Source organism: Blautia sp. LMAG:89 (assembly GCF_008679485.1).
Classification (GTDB): domain Bacteria; phylum Bacillota; class Clostridia; order Lachnospirales; family Lachnospiraceae; genus Blautia_A; species Blautia_A fusiformis.
This window is the reverse complement of the sequence record NZ_NANC01000001.1, coordinates 5,001-31,649: the sequence shown is the minus strand read 5'-3', so window position 1 is coordinate 31,649 and position 26,649 is coordinate 5,001. Positions and strand designations below refer to the sequence as shown.

The following is a 26,649-nucleotide window of genomic DNA, read 5'->3' as shown; positions in this document are numbered from 1 at the left end:
TTTGTATCGTCAAGCCAATCTGCCACTCCAAAAACTTTACCTGTTTTATTATTTAAAACAATGCATGGAGTCCCATTTAATACAGAAAACAGCATTGCATGTAAACGATCTGTTATAGTAACTTCCGCATTTTCAAAAGTTTCCCACGACTTTTGCAACTCACTTATTCGCTTTCTTAAAACAACTGGCGATTTTATAACAGTACTAACTTTTCTAATATTATAATTTTGTTTTATTTTTTCATAAAAATCATCAATATTTTCTTGCTCAGATTCGCAATCCTCTCGAATACATACATTTATCACTTTCTCATATCCAGTACATTTTTCCCTTGTTATTATATTTTTTCCATACAAAACCATATCTGGCACTAAATATATATTTGAGTTTCCTGTAAATTCAAATTTTTGTTTTATAAAATTGTAAGACTTTCTTTCTCTTACAAATATATGTAAATTACTATGTCTTTTTAATATTTCATTTGTTATTCTGTATTCCTTCTCTCCCAGTTCATCTGAAGTATAATATACTGTTTGTGGAAGAATAATAATCTTATTATTTGGATAGTTTTGCACAATTTCACGTATAACACATTCATTATGTATCCATAAATTTCCCATCCATCCACCACCCGAAATTACAACTAAATCTTCAGGCGTTACTGTATTTTTTATTATTTCTTTTTGTGTATGATACATAGGCATCAATATTTCAAAATAGTCATAATCTGAAAAAAAATCTTCAAAAAAATATTGTTCTTGAATTGCGATTGCATGATCTCCCAAGTTGCCATGCATAGGCGTTCCAAATAAAAAATCTTTTTATTTTTATTTAATCTTAATTTTTTTTGCCGAGCGCCATCCAGGATAAGCTACTGACAGTTTAATTTGTTCTTTTAAAATATTCATTATATCCCTCAAAAAAGTATTTAAAATTCTTTTCTTTTTTTAGCACCAAATCTCTAAGTAAAACTAATAAGCAAATAAATATATTAAAATTCTTTCCATAAACTGCCCCTTTAGCAATAATTTGTTTGTTACTACTACCATTTTCTTTCTTTTTATGATAAACCGTTACCTCTGGTATATAAAAAATTGCATTTTTTTCATAATTACTTAAAAGGAAATCCACTTCTTCTCCACATACAAATTCGCCTCCCAAACCTAAACGTTCATCAAATTTTTTATTCATCACTAAATCTTTCTTGAATGCAACTTCAATAGACGATTTTGACATGAGCTGTAATTTGTTTCTTACATACTCTTCGTTGGAAGTATAATTTTTATATGAAATATTTTTTTCTGGATCAAAAATCTGTGATAATACAATTATCGCACTTTGTCTTTTTTCAAACGCATTTACAATAATTTCAAATGCATTTGTAGGATACCAACAATCATCATCGGATAATACTACTATCTCGCCTGATGCCTGCTCTAATCCTCTATTTCTAGCTCGTGATAGTCCTTTTACACTCATTTCAATTTGCTTTATATCCAAATTACCATATTTACAAATTATATCTTTTACAATTTCATGATTATCCTGCGTTACAAATATAATTTCAAAGTCTTTATATGACTGTTTTTCCAATGTTTCTAATAATCGTCTAATTTCCTTTTCTCTTTTTCCTAACGTAGGAACTAATACTGATATTTATATTTACTTCCTTACTTAATTTTTAACAATTTAATCACACACCAATATGCAATATGAAAAATACTTCTAACTATACTAAGATGTTCTATATTTCTATATAAAATCCAATGATATTTAATCACTTTGAATTTATTACTTGAAATAGAATTGTCTTATTCGATATTTCATAAGCACCGATTTCATACCATAAATGTACTTTTCTTTTTTTAACATTCGAAGCCACAAAGCATCATCGTTTCGTTTTCTAATATTAGGTACTTCAAATTTCCCCATCTTTTCTACGTTGTACATAACCGTAGAATTTCCTACCGACAATCTAAAACACTCGATTATAATCAGCCTTTGGTACTGTCTTTATAATTTTATTTAATAATTTCCCATTTTCATCAATTTGTTCATACGCTGTACAAGAAAATGCAACATCATGCTTTTTCATAAATGCTAATTGCTTTTTCAATTTTTCTTGTCCAAATATCATCAGAATCCAAAAAAGCCATATATTCCCCATTTGCCAATTCCATTGCCTTAGTTCTTGCAACGGCAGCTCCAGAATTATTTTTCAAACAAAAATATTTTATTCTACTATCTTCTTTTATATATTTATCGACAATTTCTTTTGTATTGTCTGTCGAGCAATCATCAACAATAATCATTTCCCATTGCTGATAAGTTTGTGCCTGAACAGATTCAATTGTTTCCCCTATAAATTTCGCACAATTATATGTTGGCGTAATAACTGACACTAACCTTTTCCATATTTCTCCTACCTAAACCGCTATAACAGTTTTAATCATTGTTTCTATTTCCCGGATAAAACTGAATTTCTTAATACTTTCCAGATTATATTTCATCTTCTCTGGAAGGATTTTTTCTATGTAAACTTTATCTACATCATCTGCCTTATCCAACAGTTCTGCCTCATCTTTATAAAGGATGCTCGTCTCTGATGTCACACCTGCTGGTAGAAGCAATGTTGCCATCATTTCCGGAGTATAATGTTTTACATAATGCACACTTTCCGGGCGGGTACCTACCAGTGACATATCACCGGCCAGAATATTAAGCAGCTGTGGTATCTCATCAATACGATATTTCCGAATCATAGCACCAATTTTTGTGATTCTATTATCATTTGATACCGTTACCTGCGTTCCGATTTTATCCGCATTTGCTACCATTGTCCGGAATTTAAATATCTTGAATTTCTTTCCATACTGGGTAACTCTCTCCTGACGGTAAAATACTCCACCTTTTGAATCTGTCACAATCAGAATTGAAATGATGAGCAGCAGGGGAGAAAGTATTACAAGCATAATAGAGGATGCAATCACATCAAAAATTCTTTTTAATGCCAGGCTTACTTTTTTCTTTTTCAGTCTTTCATAATATGGACGGACAGCTTCTGTCCGCATACTCTTTGGCAGTTTATCCCATTCTCGTAACATAACAATCTCCCATCTCAATCTATTTTTATAAATGCTCCCCTACAATTTTGCAATACTGTTCAATCACATATTTCACTTCTTCATCTTTGAGTCTTGTATGCAGCGGCAATGTGATCTCATTTTCAAATCGCTTATAAGCATTCGGGTAATCCTTAATGTCAAATCCCATATTTTTATAAGCAGTCATCATTGGCAGTGGTTTGTAATGTACGTTGCAGGCAACGCCTTTTTCTGCCATTTTGACGATGATCTCGTGTCTCTGCTCCAGAGTGATTCCCGGAATTCTAGTGATGTACAGGTGTCCGGAGGACTGATGCTCTTCGTTGTAATGATCCAGTACTTCGATGCCAAGTGGTTTAAATGCTGCATCATATCTGCTGATGATTTCTTTTCTTCTTGCAAGCAAAGCTTTATACCGTTTCATCTGCGCCAGTCCGATTCCGGCAACTACATCGGTCATATTACATTTAAACCAAGGTCCGATGATGTCATACTCCATGCTCCAAGCTGGCGTTTGGCAAGGGCATCCTTTGACTGACCATGAAGTGATAACAGCTGATACTGATGATAGATTTCTTCACTATCAATTCCTTCGATATCTCTCCATGCCACAGCGCCGCCTTCTGCTGTTGTAAAGTTTTTCACTGCATGGAAGCTGAAGTTTGAAAAATCCGCAATGCTTCCCACTGGTTTTCCATGCCAGGTTGCACCAAATGCATGTGCTGCATCTGCCATTACAATGACTCTTCCAATTGCTTCCTGAAGCTTATTGTCTGGATGGAAAAGCTTCTTTTTCTCTTCTACGATAGAGAAAATCCTGTCATAGTCGCATGGCACTCCGCCAAGATCCACCGGAATGATCACTTTTGTTTTTCTGTAATAGCTTCTGCCAGCTTGTTATAATCCATTTCCAGAGAATCTTCCTGTGTATCAATAAGAACCAGCTTTGCCCCGACATGACACACCACCGATGCACTTGCGGTATAGGTATAAGCGCAGGTGATCACTTCATCGCCTTCGTGAATTCCCAGAAGGCGAAGTGTCATTTCCGCACATGCGGTCTGAGAGTTCAGGCATACAGCTCTATTGGTACCGCATAAATCCGCTACTTCTCTTTCCAGCTCTTTTGTTTTCGGTCCGGTGGTGATCCATCCGGATCTTAAAGCTTCTGCTACCTGTTCGATTTCTGCCTCTGTAATATCTGGCGGTGAAAATGGGATTTTCATTTTTTCAACACTCCTTCGTTTTCGTATATATGTAAATTATTGATCAGTTATCAGTTCTTCTCCGCAGACACAGCCGCCTCACTCATCAGCTCCTCATACACCTTCTTATGCAGCTTCAGGTCAGAATCCGCAGAGTGATAGGTCGGTACGATCGCGGGCTACAATGTCTCGGATCTTTTCGCTGTTGGCGTAGCCGTATGCTGCCAGGACTTCCAGCTGTTTGAAGAATTCCTGTACGTCCATTTCGATGGGTTTGCCGATGTGGATGAGGTCGTTTGGAGTTTTCTCCATGCCTTCCTCGGCCATCAGTTTTTTCTTCGTAGAGCTTTTCGCCCGGCGGAGACCATGTAGGTAACTTTGATGTCTACATCCGGTGTGTAGCCGGAAAGCTTGATCAGGTTTCGGGCAAGGGTGTCGATCTTTACCGGGGCGCCCATGTCCAGGACGAAGATCTCGCCGCCTTTGGCGTAGGTTCCTGCCTGGAGACAAGGCTTACGGCCTCCGGGATGGTCATAAAGTAACGGATGATGTCCGGATGTGTGACAGTGACAGGGACCGCCTTTTTCAAATCTGGCGCTTGAACAGCGGGATCACGCTTCCGTTGCTGCCGAGAACGTTTCCGAATCGTACAGCTACGAATTCTGTGCCGGTTCCTGCTTTTGATGCAGGTTCTCACTTACATATGCCTGGCCTTCGTTGTCGTGAAGTGCATCCAGGGTATCCTTTCTGTGTCCGCCAAGTCGTGGCAGCCAGTCGGTGTGTCCGTTGTGGCTGACCATGTTCATGCTCTGGACTACCATTTCGCAGAGTCGTTTGCTGGCGCCCATGATGTTGGTCGGGTTTACGGCCTTGTCCGGTACTGATCAGCACAAATCGCTGACAGCCGTTCATCATTGCCGCATATGCAGTCTTATAGGTTCCTACCACATTGTTCTTGATTGCCTCACAGGGGCTGTTCTCCATCAGCGGTACGTGCTTATGTGCGGCTGCATGATATACGATCTCCGGCTTGTAGGTTTCAAATACCCAGTTGATCCTTTTACTGTCACGGACGGAGCCGATCAGTACCTTCAGGTTCAGGTTCGGATAACTGGCCTTCAGCTCCTGCTCAATGTCGTAAGCATTATTTTCATAAATATCAAAGATCACCAGAAGCTCCGGCTCATGACCTGCGATCTGACGGCAGAGCTCGCTTCCGATGGAACCGCCGCCGCCTGTTACCAGGATCCTTTTGCCCTTCAGATACTGAAAGATTTCTGACATGTTGACTTTGATGGTGTCTCGTCCGAGAAGATCCTCCACTGCTACTTTTTTCATCTTGCTCAGGGATACTTCTCCGTTTACAAGCTGATATACACCAGGAAGCTGCTTCAGCTCGCATCCGGTTTCCTTGCAGATGTTCAGGATATCCCGCTTCTGATGCGGTGTTGCCGTCGGGATTGCAAGAAGGATCTGATTGATATGATACTTGTCCACATTGAGAAAAATATCGGTCTCTTTCCGCCTACCACCGGAAACTCCTTCCATGTATCTTCCCCATTTATTCGGATTGTCATCGATCAGGCAGCGTACTCTGGAATTGGTTTCCTTTGCATTCTGAAGCTCCCGGACAATGGTTCTTCCCGCTTCTCCTGCACCGATGATCATCACGTTTTTGCTCCGCTCCTCACGCTCGCTCTTTTCTCTGCGGTTCCGCTCAGAAGTACAAAACGATAGGAGAAACGTACGCCTACAGTCAGGAAAACTGCAGCATGATACCGATCAGATAATAGGAGGCCGGCATCCGTTCCCAGAAGATCGTGATACCCGCAATATGCAGAACGCCTGTGATCACAGTTGCTACCGTGATCTTGATCAGCTCATGGAAGCTTGCGAAACGCCATACACTGTTATACAGATGCATGCATCCGAACACTGCCAGAATGATAATGGTATAGATCGGTGCAAAACTCCTCCATGCAGCAAAATAATCTGTGGGGATCAAGGAATACCGAAAATCGAATCTCACCAGCAGTGCCATAAAATAAGAAAAATTAACAGCTATTATGTCATAGATGATCAGATATATCGCAATTACTTTCCAAATGTTCTAACTTCTTCATACTTCTCCGGTCTGTCTTACTGTTTCTGCATAATCCCTGATGTATTCTTCCTGCTCTTTGTCTTCTGTCTGCTTTTCTCTGGGACTTTGTTTTGCCAGTGCCAGAAGCAGGACCAAAGAACGCGAGAAGTACTACGATCAGCATGATCAATAAAATCTGCATTTTTAACTTCCTCTTTTATATTTATAACTTATCTAATTTATTTTTATCCCCGGACTGCACCTCCGCAGTCCGGGTCATTATATTCGAATCTCAAATATGTATTGATCATTTCGCGCCCGCTTCCACGGAAAACGACCATAACTGTCTTAACCAGGATCTCAATGTCCAGCTTCAGACACCATTCGGCAATGTACTTCGTATCAAGCTCTACGACTTCCTCGAAATCCGTAATATCACTTCGGCCGCTTACCTGCCACATACCGGTAAGTCCCGGCTTGATGGCCAGACGTTTGCGATGGTGAAGCTCGTACTTCTCCCACTCATCCATTGTCGGCGGTCTGGTTCCTACAAGGCTCATATCTCCTTTCAGAATATTCCAGAACTGCGGAAATTCATCCAGGGATGTCTTTCGGATAAAATGTCCTACTCCTTTGATGATTCGTGGATCATCATCCATTTGAACATCATTCCGTCTTTTACATTATTCTGTTTCATCAGTTCTTTTTTGCGTTCTTCTGCATCCATATACATGGAGCGGAATTTATAGATCTTGAACGGACGACCGTTCTTTCCCATGCGGACCTGTGAAAAAAATGCAGGACCCGGAGATTGATCTTGATGGCCGGAACCAGAAAGATCGCTGCGATTCCTGTAAAAAGACAGCCTACCAGACCGCCTGCTATATCCATGGCTCTCTTAACAAACATCTGGCGCGGCGTTACAATGTGGATACTGCTGGAAAGCACGGTGTATCCGCCAAGTTCCTCCACCACCTGGTTCTTGCCAAGGGATTTCATGGTTGCCAGTCTCATATGGATGACAACTCCCATTGCAGAACAATCCTTGATCATCTGCTCCGGGATTGGGATTTGCTTAGGTACTGCAAAAAATACTTCGTCGATCCAGTTCTTATGGATATAGGAGACCATATCCTCCTTCCCGGCTACTACCGGAACTCCACAGACGGATGCTCCCTTCCTGTCACAATCCATAAAAACAATTCCTGCCAGATGATAGGTTCCGTAATTATTCTTGCGGATGGTTTCCACCACATTGTCTGCATCTTCACTGACTGTAACGATCAGCAGAGATCGTTTCTCGCTTTCTTCGTATCTGCGATCCTTCAGGAATTTCTTCAGTGCCTGTCTGCCGCAATAGCTGAAGCAGGTATAAAGCACATAGGTGATCAGCAGGATCATTCTGGAATAATTGTTTCCAATTCTTAAAAGAAACATATATGCCAGAACCAGAAGGCAGACCAGTGTACACTGTTCAAAGGTTTTCTTCAGTTCCACCAGCATTCCTCTTCGCAGAACTCCGCTGAAGCTCTCATTAAAAAATGTGACCATCAGCTGGATAAGAAACATCACCACTGCCACATTTCGGTACAGCTCTGTCTCGTATGGCTGATCGATCCCGTTTCGGATCCAGTATGCAAGTACAAACGCAAGCTGCAGACACAGCATATCGCAGATCGCAAAATCCGCATGTTTTACCCAGCTACTGTTTTCTTTTTGATACATATCCTTTTATACGCCTTCCCTCGCTTACAGTATGTTATACTGTGTTTATTTTACCCCCCCCCCGGTATTTGAAGACCAAGGAGGGGTATCATGCACTATTTTACAACAACAGTCAGTACTGCTCCGTTGGAGCTGTTTCCACTGTTGTCGACTACATAATATGTAAGCTCGTAAGTTCCCGGTGCGGCTGTATTTACATCACCGGTGATCTGGATTTTTTTGAAAAGATCACTGGTTGATTCTGTATCATCCTGGATATCCTTTACATAGCTTAATTTATCCAACGTAGTTCTACTGGTACCTCTACGTAATAGGTAGTCAGATACATCTTTGGATCCTGCGGAGAGAGCTGCTCGATCTTGTCTTCCTGTGTCTTCTGCGCCTGTTCCTCCGGGGTCAGTTCTCCTTCTGTGGAATCTCCGCTTTCAGCATCTGTGCTGTCTGCCTCTGTCCCATCCTGCATATCTGTCTCTTCTGCCGGCTCTGTGGTGTCTGCGGAATCTCCGTCCTCTGGGAGTCCATCATTATCGATCAGTCCCAGCTGCGGATTTTCGGCGCTGCCGTCCTGAGCCTCCATGGTAAATTCTTTTTTGTTACATTGTTGTTTTTGTCTTTTGCAACAAAGATAACGGAAACCTGTTTTCCGTCGTTCTTCGGATATATGGTTTCTACGGTAAGAGAATCTGTAACATCTCCGTCCCTGTCATCCTGTGCCTTTACACCCTTCAGAAGATCTTCTTCTGTCATATCGGATGTATAATTTGTATCTTTTCCCTCTTCAAATGTGATCTTCGGTCCTTCATTATCCTCAGAGCTCTTCATGTATACTACACCGGCTCCCATACCAAGGCAGATGACCACTAATAAAAACACAAAAAATTTCTTCATATTTTTGCTGCTCCCGGCCTTTCCCAACACTTTGATCCGTTGTTGTTATTTTTATGCGTGACGTTTCTTTTTCTTTTTGGATTTCTTGCCCATTTTGGAAGAGTACGGAATCGTACCAAGTACACTTAATCCAAGATATTTTTCTACGTCTTCCGGTGTCTTTACGGTATCGTTCGTCAGATATACGATGATCACAACGGCTGCTGCCAGAAGGATACCCAGAAGTCCGCCGATCACACCGTTTTTCGGTACGCTTGGGCTTGACGGCTCATCCGGAATGTTTGCTGTCTCTACCACATTTACTGCCTTGATATCCATAACCTGCTGGATATGCTTGGAAGCAATATCTCTTACTGCGTTTGCGATCTCTGCCGCTGTATAAGGATCGGTATCTGTAACTGTGATGGATACTACTCGTGTATCGGTTGTGTATCTACGGAAAGCTTCTTAAGGAGCTTCTCATGTGTCATATCCAGGTTCAGCTGTGCGATCACACCCTCAGTAACTGTACGGCTCTTGATCAGCTCCGCATAGTCCTTGGTCAGTGATGTACTTGTCTGGATATCCTGATTGGTCAGTGTGCTGCTGTCCTGCTTGGACAGTACCACGATCTTGGTTGTGGATTCATACTTCGGTGTGATCAGAAGCATGGTTCCCATAACAGCTGCCAGGCAGAAAACAATACCGGATAAAATGATAACACCCAGCTTGCTCAGTAACAGGTGAAATACCTCACCAAGATCGATCTCTACTTCGTCGTTGTTGTTAACAGTCTGATTTTCCATTTCTTTTCTCCATTACCCTGTGATTTTCCGGGGATTTTTGATAAAGATCTTCTTTACATATTCGCTCCCCATTGTTTTTTCCATTTTGGCGACACATTTGCCGATCTCCGGGATACGCTCCGTCTTACGGTGTCCGTCGGAACCGACAAAATCCAGAAGCCCATGCTTCATGACTTTCCGTGCGAAGGTTTTTGCCCCGAATCCGTCCTGACCGCTGATGGTATCTGCGTTGACCTGGATATGTGCTCCCATATCCTTCAGCTCTGTCAGGAATCCGATATCGTTCCGGGTGGCCTTATAACGTTCCACATGAGCGATGATCGGGATAAAACCATTCATCAGAAGACTTCTGACCCGTTCTTCAATATAATTTTTCTCATCTCCGTTGCTGAATTCCACAAGCACATATCTGGAACCTGCAAGGGTAAGCCGCCGCCCCTTCTTAAGGCATTCCACCATATCCATACTGGAATGGAGTTCACAGCCCAGATAAAGCCTCATGCCTTCATCACCAATATTCATGGCTGCTCTGCGCAGCTGCATGAACTGTCTTGTCACAATGTTCATATGCGGCTCAAACATATCATACCGGAAATGTGGTGTCAGGATCACATGACGTACGCCCTCCTGATACTCCTTATTGAGCATCCAGAGTGATTCTTCCATGTTTCTTGCACCGTCATCCACCCCGGGGAGGATATGACAATGAATATCATAAAGTCCCTTCATTAAAATAACCCACTCATTTCTGTTGTCAATGTCTTTTTATTTACTGCTGCTCTCACCATAATCTCCGTAGGAACCATACTTGCCGTACTTGCCGTATTTACCATACTTGCCATAGTGACCGTAATTGCCAGCCTTGCTGTAGTCCACCTTGTTCAGGATGGTTCCCAGGATCGGGCAGTTGCTCTTGGCAAGCTGATCTCTTACTTCCTGTACAAAACGGTAGCTGATGGTACCGGATTCAACGACGATTACAGATCCGTCGCAGGAATCTGCTATGATAGCACTGTCGATGATCAGTCCAAGCGGCGGTGTATCTACAATAACGTAATCATAAACATCTCTTACCACGCGGATCATATCCTTGAAGAGTCTGTTTCCGAGAAGCTCTGCCGGGTTCGGAGGTACGATACCGGAGAAGATAATATGGAACTTCGGAAGTGTAGTGGCACAGATCACGTCAGAAAGCTTGGCCTGCTTGGAAAGATAATGAGCAAGTCCCATTACCTCCTGGTCTACTGTCACACGTCCCATCAAAACGGATTTACGCAGATCGGCATCGATCAGAAGCACTGATTTGCCGCTCTCAGCAAGAGAGGCAGCAAGATTAAATGCCACACTGCTCTTTCCCTCATTAGGAGTACAGCTGGTAAGTGCGATCACTTTTTTATCTGCTCCGCAGAACTGGATATTTGTTCGCAGAGCTTTATAAGCCTCATCCATCTGGTGATCAGACTTCCAGTTGCTCAGTTTAACTTTAATCATAATTCCTTTTCACCTTTACCTTTATGTTCTATCTGATGACAGTCTTGCCCTTTGGGCATGTCTATAGGTTATTATACAATCCTATTTTCTAATACGCAAGTTCTTTATTCGACAGAAAAGTCGTTAAATATGTACAATTTGCCTAATTTTTATTATTTTTTATTTCCCGTCCCCAGAAACAGGATAGATTATTTTTATTCCCTGTGTTAAAATAAACCCACGGCAATGAGTGCAGCGGTTACAGGAGGAGCCCTATTTTTTGCCAACCGTGATTGGCTGCCATAAGGAGGATATAAACATATGACAAAACAGGAATTTCAGAAACTGACCGAAAATCATGTCCTGCTGCTGGATGGTGCTACCGCTCCAACCTGATGAAGGCCGGCATGCCACGTGGTGTCTGCACAGAGAGCTGGGTGCTTGAGCACAAGGATGTAATCCAGTCTCTGCAGAAGGCATACATCGAGGCGGGAAGCCATATCATCTATGCGCCTACCTTCGGAGGAAACCGCATTAACCTCACTATGCACGGACTTGAGGATCAGATTGAACAGATCAATCATACCCTGGCCGGCTATTCAAAGGAGATCGCACCGGAGGGTGTTTTCGTAGCAGGTGATATCACCACCACAGGCAAGATGATGGCACCGGCCGGTGACATGACTTACGAAAAAGCCTTCGAAGTCTATCAGGAACAGATCGGCTATCTCCGTGATGCGGGTGTGGACCTGATCGTAGCGGAAACCATGATCAATATCGAGGAGACACTGGCTGCTGTAGACGCCTGCCAGAGTATCTGCGAGCTTCCTATCATCTGTACCGTGACTGTAGAAGCAGACGGAAGTATCTTCAGCGGCGGAAATGCCATAGAGGCTGCCATGTCCCTGGAAGCTGCAGGTGCAGACGCTGTCGGCATCAACTGCTCGGTTGGCCCGGATCAGCTGGTATCGGTTATCCGCAATATCAAAGAGAACGTTTCCATTCCGGTCATCGCCAAACCCAATGCGGGAATGCCCCAGATCGATGATCTTGGAAATGCAGTTTACAGCATGACCCCTGCGGATTTTGCAGGTTATATGAAGGTGCTTGTGGACAACGGTGCTTCCGTGATCGGCGGATGCTGTGGTACCACACCGGAGTTTATTTCGGAAACCGCCCAGGTGCTTGGACTTCGATAACTTTAACCGGAACAGATATGTTCCACGCACTGCTTCAATTGAGAACAGCAATAAGCCGTGAGTGGAAGATTCCGTCAAAAAAATCCTGAGGATCCTATGTAAGATATCAACAGATATCAACATAGAAATTCTCAGGATTTTTGTTTTTTCGGATATTATTTCTCTTTTACTGCTTCCGCCGGCCGGTTTGCCTCATCCGCATAGGAGCTGCGGATCGCTTTTCGCACAGGAAGTACACAGGCGGGAACAACGGAAAGGCCATCCACTCCCATCTGGATAAAAGCTTCTGTAAGATTGGAATCTGCTGCCAGCTCTCCGCATATGTAAACTTCACATCCTGACTTATGTCCTGCCTCTGTTACCATGCGGATCATCTTTACAAGCGCCGGATGATGATCGTTGTATTTATCCTTCAAAAGAAGATTCTGCCGGTCCATAGCCAGGGTATACTGGGTCAGGTCATTGGTTCCTAGGCTCAGAAAATCCACACGTTTTCCAAGTTCTTCACTGATCATGACCGCTGCCGGTGTTTCGATCATAATTCCGGTACGGATGTTTTTGTAAGGAATGTTTTTCTCATCCAGGCCCTTTTTTACCTCACGGATCAGCTTCTCGATCTCATCCAGCTCTTCCTCGGACGTGATCATCGGATACATCAGGTTGATATTTCCATAGGCACTTGCACGGTAAATAGCCCGAAGCTGCGCTTTAAACATTTTTTTGCGATCCAGGCAGAGGCGGATGCCGCGGTTTCCCATCATAGGATTGACCTCATCAGGAATTGCCATATACTCTGCCTGACGGTCTGCCCCCAGGTCCACGGTACGGATCACTGCCGGACGTTCATCCATATCCTCGGCTACTTTTTTATAGGCACGGAACAGCTCATTCTCTCTTGGATAATTCTCTCTTCCGAGATACTGGAATTCACTTCGAAGAAGGCCGATACCTGCTGCTCCGTAATAAAGAACCGTATTCAGATCATCCAGATTTCCGATGTTTGCCAGAAGCTTGATCTCCTTGCCATCGGCTGTGATATCCTTCTGGTTCCGAAGTCTCAAAAGTTCTTCCCGCTCTTCCTTATCTGCTGCATGACGGATCTCATATTCCTTAAGAAGCTCCGGCTCCGGATCGATATACAGTGTTCCTGTATACCCATCTACAATAGCCATATGGCCATCCCATTCTTTCTGTATCTCCACCTCGACCAGGGTGGGGACTTCCATGGATTTTGCCATTATCGATACATGGGAAATAACAGACCCCTGATGCATGACTACCGCCAGAAGACTGGCTTTGTTCATCTCCAGAAGTTCATTGGGGGAAAGCTGCTCTGCTGCAAGGATCACTGGCTCATCTCCCAGATTGATCCGTGCATGGGAGCCACCCATGGCGCCGATCAGCAGCTCGGAGATTTCCCTGATATTTTCGATCTGTTCTTTGACAGCCTCGTCCTCCAGCTTGCGGAACACATTGGCAAGCTCATCCCTGGTTGTCTGGACTGCGTAAGCTGCACTGACCTTTTCTGTCGTGATCATGCTTTCCACGGCCCGCTGAAAACTGCCGCCACTTAAGAGCTTCAGCTGACGTTTCAAGGTCAGCTCCTGCTCTTTGGGGAGGGGTGCTCCGTTTTTATACATATGCTGGATCTGGTTCTTTACCGCTGTTCTTGCATTATCCAGACGATCCAGCTCCTTTTTTACATTGTCTACCATGGACTGACGGATCTGATATTCGCCTCTGTGGTAATACAGTATTTTTCCAATGGCTATTCCGGAAAAAGCGGATGTGCCTTTGTATATCTCCACCTGAAAAACCCCCTTACTGGTCCGTCTGCTTAATCGCAGGCAGCTTTAAACTCTGTCCAGATCTTATTGTATTCCTGCTCTGCTTCCTGGCTTACATTCTGTACGATCTCACCCTTTGTCACGCTGTCCGGAACAACCAGGCTCTCGTCTACCAGATCATCTGCTGCCTTGTTTGTATTGTAGTATCCGATATAGTTGATGCACTGTGCAGATACTTCCGGCTCCAGGATATAATTGATAAATTCATTGGCAGCCTTCGCATTCGGTGCTTCACTTGGCACAAACATTCCCATAATACCAAATCCAAGACCTTCCTCCGGATAAACCACCTTAAGATCCGGATTATCCTTCAGCGCCTGTGTTACCTGTGATGTATAAAGAAATGCCACACTTGCCTCTCCGTTGAGAAGTGCATTCTGTGTATTGTCATCCTGGATCATACGAATGTTCGGTGCCAGCTCTTTCAGCTTCTCACCGGTCTTGTCGATCACGGCTACATCTTCTTCGTTCATGCTCTCTCCCATGGAAAGCTGTGTGATGCCACAGATCACGCGGTAATTACCTACGATGGCAATGCTGTCCTCCAGAGACTTATCCCAGAGATCCTTGTATCCTTTAATGTCGATATCTACCTGCTCCGGATCATAAACGATCAGTGGGATTCCTGCTCCGTAAGGTACTGTATATTCGTCATCCGGATCATAAAACTGTCCCTGATAAAGGGGGTTGATGTTCTTAAAATTGGAAACGGTATCCTTGTCGATCTTCTGGACAAGTCCTTCTTTTACCGCGCTGTCGATAATGTAATCATCTGCAATTACCACATCGTAATCGCCGCCCTTTGCCTGAGAAAGCTTTTCAAGCATGGTCTCATCGGTATCAAAGTTGGAATATACCACCTTGGTCCCTGTTTCTTTTTCAAAATCATCCAGCACTTCCTGCGGAAACATTCCGTCCCATGTATAAAGTACCAGTTCATCCTTATCCTTTGCACTGACACTGACACCTGTTATCATAGATGTTCCAAGTACCGCACATAACATGATCGCTGCTGCTTTTTTTGATTTCATAGAACCTCCTTCATGTCTCTCTCTCTGACGTCTTGTTATTTTGCTTTTACCTTTGTCCAAAGCTCTGCGAATTTCTGCTTGATCTTTGGCTTCTGGTATCCGAAGATCTCATTCTTTGGATTGTCGATCTGCGGAATATAGGAAGAAATTCCCTCATAAGTTCCGTTCTTCATCTCCTCGAATGCACTCTTTACAGTAGAAGTATATCCTACTTCTTCGGTATTGGAAAGAGCATTTTCATCATCCAGCATAAAATTGATGAACTCATGAGCCAGATCTACTTCATTACAGTCCTTGGTGATGACCATGGCATCATACCAGGTATTGGTTCCCTGCTGTGGGGTATAATAGCCAAGCTCCGGATTTTCGCTGATAATATAGGAAGCATCTCCGGAATAAACAACCGCCATTGCCTTGTTTCCTGAGATCATGTTGTCGATCACATCATCACCTGCATAGATTGGATCCATGGTATCTCTCTGCCGGATCAGCCACTCATAAGCCTGCTGGATCTCATCAAGATTTTTTGTGTTCATGGAATACCCCAGCGCTTTCAGGGCGATCATAAAGGAATCCCTTTCGGAATCATACATATAAAGATCTCCCTTATATTTTTCATCGCAGAGAATATTCCAGCCCTCTTTGTCAAGATCCTCCTGAGAGACTACATTCTTATTATAAAGGATTCCTACAGTTCCCCAGAAATACGGACAGGAATAACGATTTCCCGGATCATAGTCCTTATTCTGAACCTCGGGAAGAAGATTTTTGCTGTTAGGGATCTTCTTCCAGTCAAGTGCCTGAAGATATTCCTCCTTGATCAGTCTTTCGATCATATAATCTGACGGAACCAGAACATCGTAGGTTTCGCCACTGGCCAGCTTGGTGTACATCATCTCATTGGACTCGAAGGTTTCATATACAACGGTACAGTTATACTGCTTCTCAAATTTGTCCAGAAGACTCAGGTCCATATATTCTCCGGCATTATATACACGAAGCACGTGGTTTCCCTGGCTTACAATCGTCCACTTTCCCAATACCAGAACAACCGCAGCAGCTGTGACAACCGCAACGATCCTTCTTTTTTTCGGATCCATTTTTTTCACGGTGGAGGCCTGAAGCTTCGGCATGATCAGATTTGCAAAAAGAAGCACCAGCACAATGACCACGATCACAATAGTAGAAAGGGCGTTGATGGTGGGATTGATGCGCTTTGTCATATTATATACAACAATGGATATATTTTTTACTCCGTTTCCGGAAACAAAGTAGGAAATTACGAAATCGTCAAAGGACATGGTAAAGGCCAGGAGCGCTCCCGCAAAAATCCCTTCTTTGATCATGGGCACGATAACCTTGGTAAGTGCCTGATATGGCGTTGCACCAAGATCCATGGCTGCATTGGCAAGGTTCGGATCCAGGCTTCGTACCTTCGGATATACACTGGTGATCACATAGGGCGTACAGAATGCGATATGTGCCAGCAGCATGGTCAGATAGCCTTTCGTCATTCCCAGCGAAGAAAACAGTAGCATCAGACCAATCGCGGTTACGATCTCCGGATTCAAAATTGGAAAGTTATTGATGGTAAGGACCATCTCCTTCAGCACCTTTCTGGATTTTGAAAGTCCGATGGCTGTGATGGTTCCCAGCACTGTGGAAATAACAGTTGCCAGAATTGCCACTGTGACCGAAACATAAACTGCCTTACTGATCTCCATATTGTTTATCAGCTCTCCGTACCAGCGCAGGGAAAATCCTGTAAATCTGGTCAAGGACTTGGATGAGTTAAAGGAAAAGATCATGGTCACAAGGATCGGCAGGTAAAAAAATGCCAGACACAGCACTACATATAATTTTGAAAATATGGTATTTTTTCTTTTCATCTCCTGCCTCCTTTAATCGTCCTGAGTATCCATCTTCTTCATCAGGCTCATAAAGATCAGGATGATCACTGCCAGGATCAGAGAGATGGCACTTCCGAAGTTCCAGTCACCTACAGAAATAAACTGTGACTCGATGAGATTACCGATCAGCATGTACTGGCCGCCGCCGAGAAGCTTCGGAATAACGAAGGTTGATATGGACAGAAGGAATACCATCATGATACCATTGACCACACCTGGCATGGAAAGCTTCCAGGTGATCCTCCAGAAGGTCTGAAAGGGATTGGCACCAAGGTCGTTGGCCGCTTCGATCAGTGACTTGTCCATTTTACTTAAGGATGTATGGATCGGAATGATCATAAAGGGCATAAAGTTACAAACAAGGCCCACGATAACGGAAAAATCTGTATACATCATGGTGATCGGTGAGATTCCCAGCATTTTCAGAAGGTTGTTCACCAGACCATTGTCAGAAAGAATGTTCATCCATGCATAGGTACGGAGAAGCATGTTGATCCACATGGGAATGGTGACCATAAGGATCAGAAAGCTCTGCACCTTTTCGGAATATTTGGAGATAATGTATGCCAGCGGATATCCGCAGACCAGGCAGATCAGTGTGGTCAGGATACCCAGGCGGAAGGATTTCAGGATAACACTTAAATATGTAGCTTCCAGAAATTTTGCAAAATTCGCCCATGTAAAATGCAGGGTCAGAACTTCATTTCCATCTGAGGTAAATGCATAAAGCACGATCAGGATCAATGGTACCACGATCAGGATCGAAGCCCAGATGATATACGGCTTGATCAGATGCTTGAACTGTTTCATTAGTATCCTCCCATTCTGCACATAACATGGATATCCTCAGGACCAAACTTCAGTCCCACTTCACGTCCCACTTCTGCATAATCGGTAGTGTGCACCATGTATGTGCGAAGCTCCGTCTCAACCAGGATCTCATAATGCACGCCCTTGAACGTAATGTTCCGTACCGTTCCTCTGATCTTTGCCTGATCCGGTTCCACAATATCCAGATCCTCCGGGCGAAGAACAACCTCAATGGCTTCGTTGTCCTCAAATCCCTTGTCTACACATTCAAAACGGAAGCCATCAAACTCCACAAGGAAATCCCTGATCATCGTTCCTTCTATAATATTGGACTCTCCGATAAAGCCGGCAACAAAACGGTTCTCCGGCTCATTATAGATATCTGTCGGGCTGCCGATCTGCTGGATCTCACCGTTGTTCATGACTACTACCGTATCAGACATGGAAAGTGCCTCCTCCTGGTCATGGGTAACATAGATAAAGGTGATCCCTACCTCTCTCTGGATCTTTTTCAGCTCGATCTGCATCTGCTTACGGATCTTGGCATCCAGTGCGCCGAGTGGCTCATCCAGCAGAAGAACCTTCGGCTCATTGACAAGAGCTCTGGCAATGGCAACTCGCTGCTGCTGTCCACCGGAAAGAAGTGTAACATCTCTTTTTTCGAAGCCTTCCAGCCCTACCATTTTTAGCATTCTTTTTACCTTCTGCTCAATAACAGATTTATCTACCTTTTTCAGGTTCAGGCCAAAACCGATATTGTCCATAACATTGAGATGCGGAAACAATGCATATTTCTGGAATACCGTGTTGATCTCTCTTTTATATGGAGGCAGCTTGGAGATCTCAATTCCGTTAAACAGTACCTCTCCGCCGCTTGGCTCCTCAAAGCCGGCAATGATCCTTAAGGTTGTTGTCTTTCCACAGCCGCTGGGTCCCAGAAGCGTAAGGAATTCGTTTTCGTGAATGTCCAGATTAATGCCCCGGAGCACCTGCTGGTCATCAAAGTTTTTTGTGAGATTTTTTAACTCGATCAGTTTATTGCTCATCTTTTATATTCCCCTTCCCGCGTTTTCCTGCGATCAGATATACTGCCAGTACCAGAAGGATCACTCCCAGCATTATGGTACAAAGTGCATTGATCTCCGGCGTAACGCCTGTTTTCATCTGTGTGTAAACTTTTATCGGCAGCGTGGATACACGTGGCCCGGTTACAAAAATGCTGATCACCACATCGTCCATGGACATGGCAAAGGCCAGCAGAGAGCCGGATATAACAGCCGGCATGATCAGCGGCAGGGTAATGTCCCAGAAGGCCCGAAAGGAACCGGCACCAAGATCTCTGGCTGCCTCTTCTAGGGACGGATCCATTCCCACAAGCCTTGCTTTTACCTCCATCAAAATATAGGGCACACAGAAAACCGTGTGTCCGATCAGAAGTGTCAGCATTCCAAATGGCAGGTTCAGCATATAGAAAAATGCCATCAGTACCATTCCCAGAATGATTTCCGGGATCATCAGAGGCAGGATGGAAATATACTCCATCACCCCTTTTGTTTTCCAGTGGATCCTGGAAAGTCCTACAGCCCCCAGTGTTCCGATCACTGCAGATACCCCACAGCTGGACACCGCCAGGATCAAACTGTTTTTCAATGCCTGGATCAGATCCCTGTCCTGAAACAGTTCCTGATACCATTTCAGGGAAAATCCGGTAAAGCGCACCGGAAGTCTTGCTTCATTAAACGAAAATACCACTACCACACCAATGGGCAGATACATAAGGAAAAACAGGATTCCCAGGTACAGTCCTGAAAGCTTTGAGTTCTTTTTCATCCGATTCCCTCCAGTTCCTTCACATTGGTAAGCTTCCGATATAATACGATCATCAGAGTTGTCAGTATCATCAGTACCACAGCCAGTGCTGCGGCAAAGGGCCAGTTATTGCCTCTTGTCATCTGCTCCTGGATCAGACTTCCCACAAGTACGATCTTGTTTCCGCCCAGGATATCCGCAATAAAAAACAGACCCATAGACGGAATAAAGGTAAGTATCACTCCGGAAAGAAGTCCCGGCAAAGTCAGCTTAAAGGTGACGCTCCAGAAGGCCTTCCATCTGCTGGCTCCAAGGTCTCTGGCAGCTTCCACAAGGGACCAGTCCAGCTTTTCCGCACTGGAATATACGGACAGTGCCATAAACGGCAGCAATACATAGATCATACCGATCACGATCGCAGGATAGCTGTACAGGATTTTTAAGGGCTCCTGGATGATGCCAAGCTTCATCAGCAGATAATTCAGAAGGCCCTTTTTCTGGAGAATGATGATCCAGCCATAAAGACGGATCAGGGAATTCACCCAGAAAGGCAGCATCAGGAAAAGCATGGCCAGCTTCTTTTTGCCCTCGGAAAGCTTTGCCATAAAGTATCCGAAGGGGTAGCCCACCAGACAGATGATCAAAGTGCTGGTGAGCGCAAGGCGGAAGGATCCCGTAAAGGTCTGCAGGTATACAGGCTCCAGGATCTGCTTGTAATTATCCAGAGTAAATTTCCAGTTCACGCCGTAGCCGCCGTCTGCTGTGGAAAAGCTCAGTGCAACTACATACAGAAGAGGCAGTGCGACGAAGATTAGTGTAAAAAGATACAGCGGCAGGATCATCCATACGGAGCCTGCTCTGTGCTTACGCATGGGTACCTCCTGCACAGGGACCTGACTGATCCGGCAATACTTCTTCTGATCTTTCTTCCCGATCTACCAGCACTGCATCTGTAGGAAGAAAACAGCAGCGCACCTTTTCTCCTACACTGACATTTGTATCAATGCCGTAACGGCTTGCCACGATTTCCTGACCTTCCGAAGTTTTCAAAACAACACGGAGCTGGCCGCCGGCGAAGGTTTTTTCAATGACTTCGGCGGTTAAGCCATCGCAGCTGTCATCTGCGTTTTTTTCTGCGGGCTCCTGTACACTCTTTTGTGTGTTTTCTGATGTGCAATTTGGCGTGCTTTGTTGTGCATTTTTTTTATTTTCTTCAAACCGGATATTTTCGCTTCTTACTGCGATGGTAACCTTTTCTCCTTTTTGTGGGAAATATCCTCTGTCAGATGTAGCTGCGGTGTCCATTGATACTTTTACTTTTCCGGCATCAGTTCTTACGGTGATCTGAGCGGAAGTACCGTCAATCTCCTCTTCCGCAATGCTTTCCACAATACCGGTCAGGATATTGGCATTTCCAACAAAGGTTGCCACATAGCTGGTCTTCGGATGATTATAGATCTCATCCGGCGTCCCAATCTGCTCAAAGCGTCCGTGGTTCATCACAGCGATCGTATCAGACATGTTGATGGCTTCTTCCTGATCGTGGGTGATATAGATAAAGGTGATCCCCAGCTTCTTCTGCAGGCGCTTCAGCTCGTGCTGCATGGCACGCCTCAGCTGCAGATCCAGCGCACCAAGGGGTTCGTCCAGAAGAAGTACCTCCGGATTGTTCACAAGTGCTCTGGCTATGGCCACACGCTGGCGCTGACCGCCGGAAAGCTCTGACGGCTTACGCCTCTCAAAGCCCGGAAGCTGAACAAGCTCCAGCATTTCTTTGACTCTTCTGCTGATCTCCGCTTTCGATGTTTTTTTCAATTTCAGCCCATATCCAATGTTATCTGCTACATTCATATGGGGAAAAAGTGCATAATTCTGGAACACTGTGTTCACATTGCGCTGATTCGGTTCCAGGGATGTCACATCCTTTCCATCCAGAAAAACCTGGCCGGAATCTGGCTGTTCCAGGCCTGCAATGATCCGCAGTGTGGTGGTTTTTCCACAGCCGGAAGACCCCAGCAGAGTGACAAATTCTCCTTTTTTTGCTGTAAGACAGATGCTTTCCAGGACGTCCTCACCTTCCTGGAAGCTCTTTTTTATGTTTTTCAGTTCTAATGAAATTTCGGACATTTAGTTCTCCTTCTGTTTGCTATGATATCCGCACCCTGCATGGGACTTTCCTGATATCAGATTGCTTATTGTACTCTCGCAGGGGATTCTCCTGATCCAAGATTGCTTATTGTACCCTCATAGGACTTCTCTGATTCGGTTAACTACTCATTTTCATGAAAATTATCTCGTATATACTGACAATAAGTTTCTTTATTAAATACAGGTTTAAATTCCCGACAGATTTTTTTTGCTTCTTTTGCCTGATCACAAAGAAGACGATACGTAGTCAGTGCCAGAAGCTTGGCTGGTTTGATATATGCCAGTTCTTCATCCATGATCTTAAAATCTGCTCCGTGAAGTTTTCCCGCAAATCCTCCGAATGTAAAATTCAGCACTGGAAACAGATGGGTCAGGTCTCCTACGTCGGTACAGGCGTTGTTAAAATCTACCGGCTTTGAACATCGGTATGAAGCATCCAGAAGCTTTACGGATTCTTCCATCACTTTATCCGCACCTCTGTGCAGGATCGGCATATATCCCTGAAGCGGTTCTCTTTCGATCGTACCACCGAATGCATAGGCAGCTCCGTCATAGGCACGGTCCATTTTTTCCTGTGTTGCCCGGATCGCATCCAGAGACGCTGCACGGACTTTTGTTTCGATCACCGCTTCGTCCGGAACTGCATTGATCACATCTCCGGCTTTTCGAATCACGTTGTGAAGACGCACATGGTCTTCCTCCCGGAACGTTTCCCGCATCAGTCCCATCATCTGGATGGCACTGGAAGTAATACTTAATGCATTGACACCATCCCATGGATCAATGGCTGCATGAGCGGCTTTTCCTCTTACTGTCACTCGTTCTGCGGAAAATCCGTTGCATGCCGCATTTCCCAGGTAAAAATCTTCTTCTACCGGCATCATGTGCACATGTGTGGTCAAAATAATGTCTGAATGATCAAATTCTCCAAGCCGGATCAGCTCGCTTTTTCCGGATGCAGGAAAGCCGATTCCCTCTTTCCGAAGCCGTGCACGTTTATCTGCATCAATGTATTCTTCCGCCGGAACGGCAAAAAAAGATACGGACCCAGACAGAGAGGCTTGAACCTCCTCATTGGTCAGTGCCAATGCTGCGCCGATCATGGCTGCAATCTGTGCGTGGTGTCCGCATGCATGTGCTGTCCCGTTGGCGGGATCAGCCATCGGATGCGACTTACATCCGATGGCGTCAAGTTCTCCGATAATCGTAATGTTCGGTCCGTCCTGTTCCATCCACTCAGCGCGAACCCCTGTGCGTGCAAGTCCTCCATGCACACGAAGTCCCAGGCCACGCAAAAAAGCCGCTACGTGTGCGGCTGTTCTCTCCTCATAAAACCCTGGTTCCGGATGGCTCTGGATATCCTTCGCAAAGGCTATGATCTCATCTCTGTGTTCATCTATAGTCTGAATGATCTTTTCTTCAATATGATTCATGTCTTATAACCTCCATTTTCCGCAGGTTAAGCTATATGATATCATAAAACAGTTGATTTGGAAATAGATATTTTCTGGAGATATTTCGCTACTCCGTCGTTTTCATTGGAACCGATGATCCCGGTTGCCACAGCTTTCAGTTCACTCACTGCATTTTCCACTGCATAGGCTTCATCCGCTATTTCAAACATATCAATATCATTTTTTCCGTCACCAAAAACAACTAATCTGTCACATTCCAGTTTTTGTTTTAGCTGCAAAGCAGCCTGCGCTTTGGATGCTTTTTGCGGCATGATCTCCAGCCACTGCTCTCCTGTGTAGATGTCCTTCTGATAAACAACATGATATTTATTTTTATATTTATGATAAAATGGTTCAAGCTTCTCCGGCTTATCAATGCAGGTAATATAAAAAAGATCTCCATACATCAGTTCAGATTCTGTAGTTACAATATTCGTACGTTTGTCGCCCTTCCGGCTGTTTAAAAATGCCTGCATTCCACTTGTTGCCTTTGCTGTTATATAAGAAAACTTTTCAATATTATTCTGATATGAATATATGATCGGATATATTTCATGCGCAAAAAGATCCCTCAATACCTCATATATATCCTCTGCAAAATAATTGGCAATGAGAATTTCCTCTGTTATATTATCTTTCACAAATGCCCCATTGTATATAATAAGAGGAAAGTGTGTGTTAAGGCCTTCTGTTACTTTTTTTGCCGTATTTAAGGAACGAGCTGTTGCATAGGAAAATGACATGCCTGAAGAAGTTAAAGCATTGATTGTTTTTATTGTATATGAAGATAGAGTTTCATTTTTTCTCAAAAGAGTTCCGTCGAGATCTGATACGTATAGTATTTTCATAAATAAATCCTTTCGTTTTGCTATGAACTGAATAGGGAAACTTTTTTCAGTTGACAGGAAAATTGATGATAAAGTATTTCTTTATTATAGCACAAAAAAAGTGGCCATTTAAGCCACTTTTTTACGATTGTATATTCAAAACTACATACATGTTCTGTTGATGGTTAATCGTTTTGTTGAATCAATTTTAACCTGCGTACCGATTCGCCTTTTTTCACGGGCTCGCAGCTAAAGCTGCATCGCCTGTTCTTTAGGCTACTCCAGCGGGGGTCATCTCACGACTCCGTCGTTCGATGTCATTTGCTTCGCAAATGTTCAGTCTGTACCATAAATGGTTCTCCACAAGCAAGCTTGTTCCGCCCCATTTCTGTTACATCCTGCCCGCTTCCTCGGCTTGTTGGTCAAGCCCTCACCCGATTAGTAACAGTCAGCTCCATGTGTTACCACACTTCCACCTCTGCCCTATCTACCTCGTCGTCTTCAAGGGGGTTTACTTCATAAGAATGGGATATCTCATCTTGAGGGGGGCTTCACGCTTAGATGCCTTCAGCGTTTATCCCTTCCGGACTTGGCTACCCGGCCATGGCTTTGGCAAGCCAACCGGTCCACCAGCGGTCCGTCCATCCCGGTCCTCTCGTACTAAGGACAGCTCCTCTCAGATATCCTACGCCCACGCCGGATAGGGACCGAACTGTCTCACGACGTTCTGAACCCAGCTCGCGTACCGCTTTAATGGGCGAACAGCCCAACCCTTGGGACCTACTACAGCCCCAGGATGCGATGAGCCGACATCGAGGTGCCAAACCACTCCGTCGATGTGAACTCTTGGGAGTGATAAGCCTGTTATCCCCAGGGTAGCTTTTATCCGTTGAGCGATGGCATTCCCACTTAATACCACCGGATCACTAAGCCCTACTTTCGTACCTGCTCCACCCGTCGGTGTCGCAGTCAAGCTCCCTTCTGCCTTTGCACTCTTCGAATGGTTTCCGTCCATTCTGAGGGAACCTTTGGGCGCCTCCGATACCCTTTCGGAGGCGACCGCCCCAGTCAAACTCCCCGCCTGGCATTGTCCCACCGCCGGATCACGGCGGCTGGTTAGAAGCCCAATATCACAAGGGTGGTATCCCAACAGCGGCTCCATAGCAACTGACGTCACTATCTCTCAGCCTCCCACCTATCCTGTACATGCAACACCGGACCCCAGTGCCAAACTGGAGTAAAGCTCCATGGGGTCTTTCCGTCCTGGCGCGGGTAGCCAGCATCTTCACTGGCACTTCAATTTCACCGGATGTATTGCCGAGACAGCGCTCAAATCATTACGCCTTTCGTGCGGGTCGGAACTTACCCGACAAGGAATTTCGCTACCTTAGGACCGTTATAGTTACGGCCGCCGTTTACTGGGGCTTAAATTCAAAGCTTCGACTTACGTCTAACCTCTCCTCTTAACCTTCCAGCACCGGGCAGGCGTCAGCCCATATACCTCACCTTTCGGTTTCGCATAGACCTGTGTTTTTGCTAAACAGTTGCTTGAGCCTATTCTCTGCGGCCTGCTCTCGCAGGCACCCCTTCTCCCTAAGTTACGGGGCCATTTTGCCGAGTTCCTTGGCAATACTTCTTCCGCCGGCCTTAGGATTCTCTCCTCATCCACCTGTGTCGGTTTACGGTACGGGTACAATATGAACGATAGCGGCTTTTCTTGACGCATGGCTCACGGGCTTCGCTACTAATCTTCGCTCCACATCACGTCTTCCCATTGCATGGCGGATTTTCCTACCATACTGGTACCTCGCTTGTACCGGGCTTTCCATTCCCGGCTCCCGCTCTCCTTACGTGTCCCCACAGTTCTGTCATACTGCAGTACAGGAATATCAACCTGTTGTCCATCGGCTACGGCTCTCGCCCTCACCTTAGGTCCCGACTCACCCAGGGCAGATCAGCTTTACCCTGGAAACCTTGGATATTCGGCCTAGAGGATTCCCACCTCTATCTCGCTACTCATTCCGGCATTCTCTCTTCCATGCAGTCCACAGCTCCTTCCGGTACTGCTTCTTCCCGCATGCAATGCTCCTCTACCAATCTTTTCAGATTCCTTAGTTTCGGTGGCGCGTTTCAGCCCCGGACATTTTCGGCGCAGGACCTCTCGACCAGTGAGCTATTACGCACTCTTTGAATGTATGGCTGCTTCTGAGCCAACATCCTGGTTGTCTTCGAAATCCCACATCCTTTTCCACTTAACGCGCACTTTGGGACCTTAACTGTAGGTCTGGGCTCTTTCCCTTTTGACCGCCCAACTTATCTCGTGCAGTCTGACTCCCGGTGATATCTACACGGCA

The 26,649-nt window shown here is 44.7% G+C and carries 25 protein-coding genes, 1 rRNA gene and 5 pseudogenes (1 of these 31 cut by a window edge); 1 reads left to right on the top strand and 30 read right to left on the bottom strand.

Annotated elements, in window-relative coordinates:
* The 19 genes and pseudogenes from CCC70_RS00150 to CCC70_RS00080 form a co-directional block, all read right to left on the bottom strand.
* A partial coding sequence (locus tag CCC70_RS00150; RefSeq protein ID WP_287084034.1) for a polysaccharide pyruvyl transferase family protein occupies positions 1–785 on the bottom strand: 785 nt, incomplete at its 3' end.
* Positions 786–882: 97 nt separating this feature from the next.
* Entirely contained in the window at positions 883–1,656 is a 774-nt protein-coding gene (locus tag CCC70_RS00145; RefSeq protein WP_287084035.1) for a glycosyltransferase family 2 protein, read from the bottom strand.
* A gap of 425 nt (positions 1,657–2,081) precedes the next feature.
* Positions 2,082–2,402: a glycosyltransferase family 2 protein gene (locus tag CCC70_RS00140; protein WP_287084033.1), complete on the bottom strand. Its 321-nt coding sequence runs from the start codon at positions 2,400–2,402 to the stop codon at positions 2,082–2,084.
* Positions 2,403–2,426: 24 nt separating this feature from the next.
* Complete coding sequence (locus tag CCC70_RS00135; protein ID WP_287084032.1) at positions 2,427–3,104, bottom strand: sugar transferase; 678 nt, start codon at positions 3,102–3,104, stop codon at positions 2,427–2,429.
* 25 nt (positions 3,105–3,129) lie between these two features.
* Positions 3,130–4,330, bottom strand: a pseudogene (locus CCC70_RS16460) (DegT/DnrJ/EryC1/StrS family aminotransferase).
* Positions 4,331–4,450: 120 nt separating this feature from the next.
* Entirely contained in the window at positions 4,451–4,636 is a 186-nt protein-coding gene (locus tag CCC70_RS16655; RefSeq protein ID WP_330577107.1) for a hypothetical protein, read from the bottom strand.
* Positions 4,636–4,844, bottom strand: a pseudogene (locus tag CCC70_RS16650) (polysaccharide biosynthesis protein). The gene CCC70_RS16655 and the pseudogene CCC70_RS16650 overlap by 1 nt, the downstream one beginning before the upstream one ends.
* Positions 4,845–4,897: 53 nt before the next feature.
* Positions 4,898–4,975, bottom strand: a pseudogene (locus tag CCC70_RS16645) (polysaccharide biosynthesis protein); the annotation flags it as partial.
* Positions 4,963–5,157, bottom strand: coding sequence for a hypothetical protein (locus CCC70_RS16450; RefSeq protein WP_334296278.1), 195 nt, complete (start codon positions 5,155–5,157; stop codon positions 4,963–4,965). The pseudogene CCC70_RS16645 and the gene CCC70_RS16450, both read right to left, overlap by 13 nt.
* Positions 5,108–5,593, bottom strand: a pseudogene (locus CCC70_RS16640) (polysaccharide biosynthesis protein); the annotation flags it as partial. The gene CCC70_RS16450 and the pseudogene CCC70_RS16640, both read right to left, overlap by 50 nt.
* Positions 5,594–6,065: 472 nt before the next feature.
* Positions 6,066–6,338 carry a hypothetical protein gene (locus CCC70_RS00120; protein WP_287084031.1) on the bottom strand — a complete coding sequence of 91 codons (273 nt, stop codon included), beginning with the start codon at positions 6,336–6,338 and terminating at the stop codon, positions 6,066–6,068.
* 371 nt (positions 6,339–6,709) lie between these two features.
* Positions 6,710–8,117: pseudogene (locus tag CCC70_RS16635) on the bottom strand (sugar transferase); the annotation flags it as partial.
* Between the two features lie 95 nt (positions 8,118–8,212).
* A complete protein-coding gene (locus CCC70_RS00110) occupies positions 8,213–8,401 on the bottom strand; it encodes an immunoglobulin-like domain-containing protein (RefSeq protein WP_287084030.1) in 189 nt (62 codons plus the stop codon).
* On the bottom strand, positions 8,389–8,694 hold the full coding sequence (locus CCC70_RS00105) for a hypothetical protein (RefSeq protein WP_287084029.1): 306 nt from the start codon (positions 8,692–8,694) through the stop codon (positions 8,389–8,391). Before CCC70_RS00105 ends, CCC70_RS00110 begins: the two co-directional genes overlap by 13 nt.
* A complete protein-coding gene (locus CCC70_RS00100; RefSeq protein WP_287084028.1) occupies positions 8,649–9,005 on the bottom strand; it encodes a hypothetical protein in 357 nt (118 codons plus the stop codon). The genes CCC70_RS00105 and CCC70_RS00100 overlap by 46 nt, the downstream gene beginning before the upstream one ends.
* 51 nt (positions 9,006–9,056) lie before the next feature.
* Positions 9,057–9,323: a hypothetical protein gene (locus CCC70_RS00095; protein ID WP_287084027.1), complete on the bottom strand. Its 267-nt coding sequence runs from the start codon at positions 9,321–9,323 to the stop codon at positions 9,057–9,059.
* 92 nt (positions 9,324–9,415) lie between these two features.
* Positions 9,416–9,790 (bottom strand): YveK family protein, encoded by a 375-nt coding sequence (locus tag CCC70_RS00090; RefSeq protein ID WP_287084026.1) that lies wholly within the window; start codon positions 9,788–9,790, stop codon positions 9,416–9,418.
* Positions 9,791–9,802: 12 nt separating this feature from the next.
* Positions 9,803–10,519, bottom strand: a complete 717-nt coding sequence (locus tag CCC70_RS00085) for a CpsB/CapC family capsule biosynthesis tyrosine phosphatase (RefSeq protein ID WP_015525687.1) — start codon at positions 10,517–10,519, stop codon at positions 9,803–9,805.
* Between the two features lie 36 nt (positions 10,520–10,555).
* Positions 10,556–11,281, bottom strand: coding sequence for a polysaccharide biosynthesis tyrosine autokinase (locus CCC70_RS00080; RefSeq protein ID WP_015525686.1), 726 nt, complete (start codon positions 11,279–11,281; stop codon positions 10,556–10,558).
* Positions 11,282–11,667: 386 nt separating this feature from the next.
* Between CCC70_RS00080 and CCC70_RS00075 the strand changes: the two genes are divergently transcribed.
* Positions 11,668–12,459: a homocysteine S-methyltransferase family protein gene (locus CCC70_RS00075; RefSeq protein WP_330577103.1), complete on the top strand. Its 792-nt coding sequence runs from the start codon at positions 11,668–11,670 to the stop codon at positions 12,457–12,459.
* 155 nt (positions 12,460–12,614) lie between these two features.
* Here the strand turns inward: CCC70_RS00075 and ptsP are convergent, their stop codons facing one another.
* The 11 genes from ptsP to CCC70_RS00020 form a co-directional block, all read right to left on the bottom strand.
* Entirely contained in the window at positions 12,615–14,267 is a 1,653-nt protein-coding gene (gene ptsP / locus CCC70_RS00070) for a phosphoenolpyruvate--protein phosphotransferase (RefSeq protein ID WP_287084025.1), read from the bottom strand.
* Between the two features lie 29 nt (positions 14,268–14,296).
* Positions 14,297–15,337 (bottom strand): polyamine ABC transporter substrate-binding protein, encoded by a 1,041-nt coding sequence (locus CCC70_RS00065; RefSeq protein WP_015525684.1) that lies wholly within the window; start codon positions 15,335–15,337, stop codon positions 14,297–14,299.
* 35 nt (positions 15,338–15,372) lie between these two features.
* Positions 15,373–17,226, bottom strand: a complete 1,854-nt coding sequence (locus CCC70_RS00060) for an extracellular solute-binding protein (RefSeq protein ID WP_110102095.1) — start codon at positions 17,224–17,226, stop codon at positions 15,373–15,375.
* Positions 17,227–17,238: 12 nt separating this feature from the next.
* Positions 17,239–18,057 carry an ABC transporter permease gene (locus CCC70_RS00055; RefSeq protein WP_015525682.1) on the bottom strand — a complete coding sequence of 273 codons (819 nt, stop codon included), beginning with the start codon at positions 18,055–18,057 and terminating at the stop codon, positions 17,239–17,241.
* Positions 18,057–19,103 (bottom strand): spermidine/putrescine ABC transporter ATP-binding protein, encoded by a 1,047-nt coding sequence (gene potA / locus CCC70_RS00050; RefSeq protein ID WP_015525681.1) that lies wholly within the window; start codon positions 19,101–19,103, stop codon positions 18,057–18,059. The genes CCC70_RS00055 and potA overlap by 1 nt, the downstream gene beginning before the upstream one ends.
* Positions 19,093–19,887 carry an ABC transporter permease gene (locus CCC70_RS00045; protein WP_022426292.1) on the bottom strand — a complete coding sequence of 265 codons (795 nt, stop codon included), beginning with the start codon at positions 19,885–19,887 and terminating at the stop codon, positions 19,093–19,095. Before CCC70_RS00045 ends, potA begins: the two co-directional genes overlap by 11 nt.
* Entirely contained in the window at positions 19,884–20,738 is an 855-nt protein-coding gene (locus CCC70_RS00040; protein WP_015525679.1) for an ABC transporter permease, read from the bottom strand. Before CCC70_RS00040 ends, CCC70_RS00045 begins: the two co-directional genes overlap by 4 nt.
* Entirely contained in the window at positions 20,731–21,993 is a 1,263-nt protein-coding gene (locus CCC70_RS00035) for an ABC transporter ATP-binding protein (RefSeq protein ID WP_287084024.1), read from the bottom strand. Before CCC70_RS00035 ends, CCC70_RS00040 begins: the two co-directional genes overlap by 8 nt.
* Before the next feature lie 143 nt (positions 21,994–22,136).
* A complete protein-coding gene (locus CCC70_RS00030; protein WP_287084023.1) occupies positions 22,137–23,447 on the bottom strand; it encodes an amidohydrolase in 1,311 nt (436 codons plus the stop codon).
* Between the two features lie 41 nt (positions 23,448–23,488).
* Positions 23,489–24,316, bottom strand: a complete 828-nt coding sequence (locus CCC70_RS00025; protein WP_278604029.1) for an HAD family hydrolase — start codon at positions 24,314–24,316, stop codon at positions 23,489–23,491.
* Positions 24,317–24,713: 397 nt separating this feature from the next.
* Positions 24,714–26,649, bottom strand: a 23S ribosomal RNA gene (locus CCC70_RS00020); it runs 951 nt beyond the window's last position.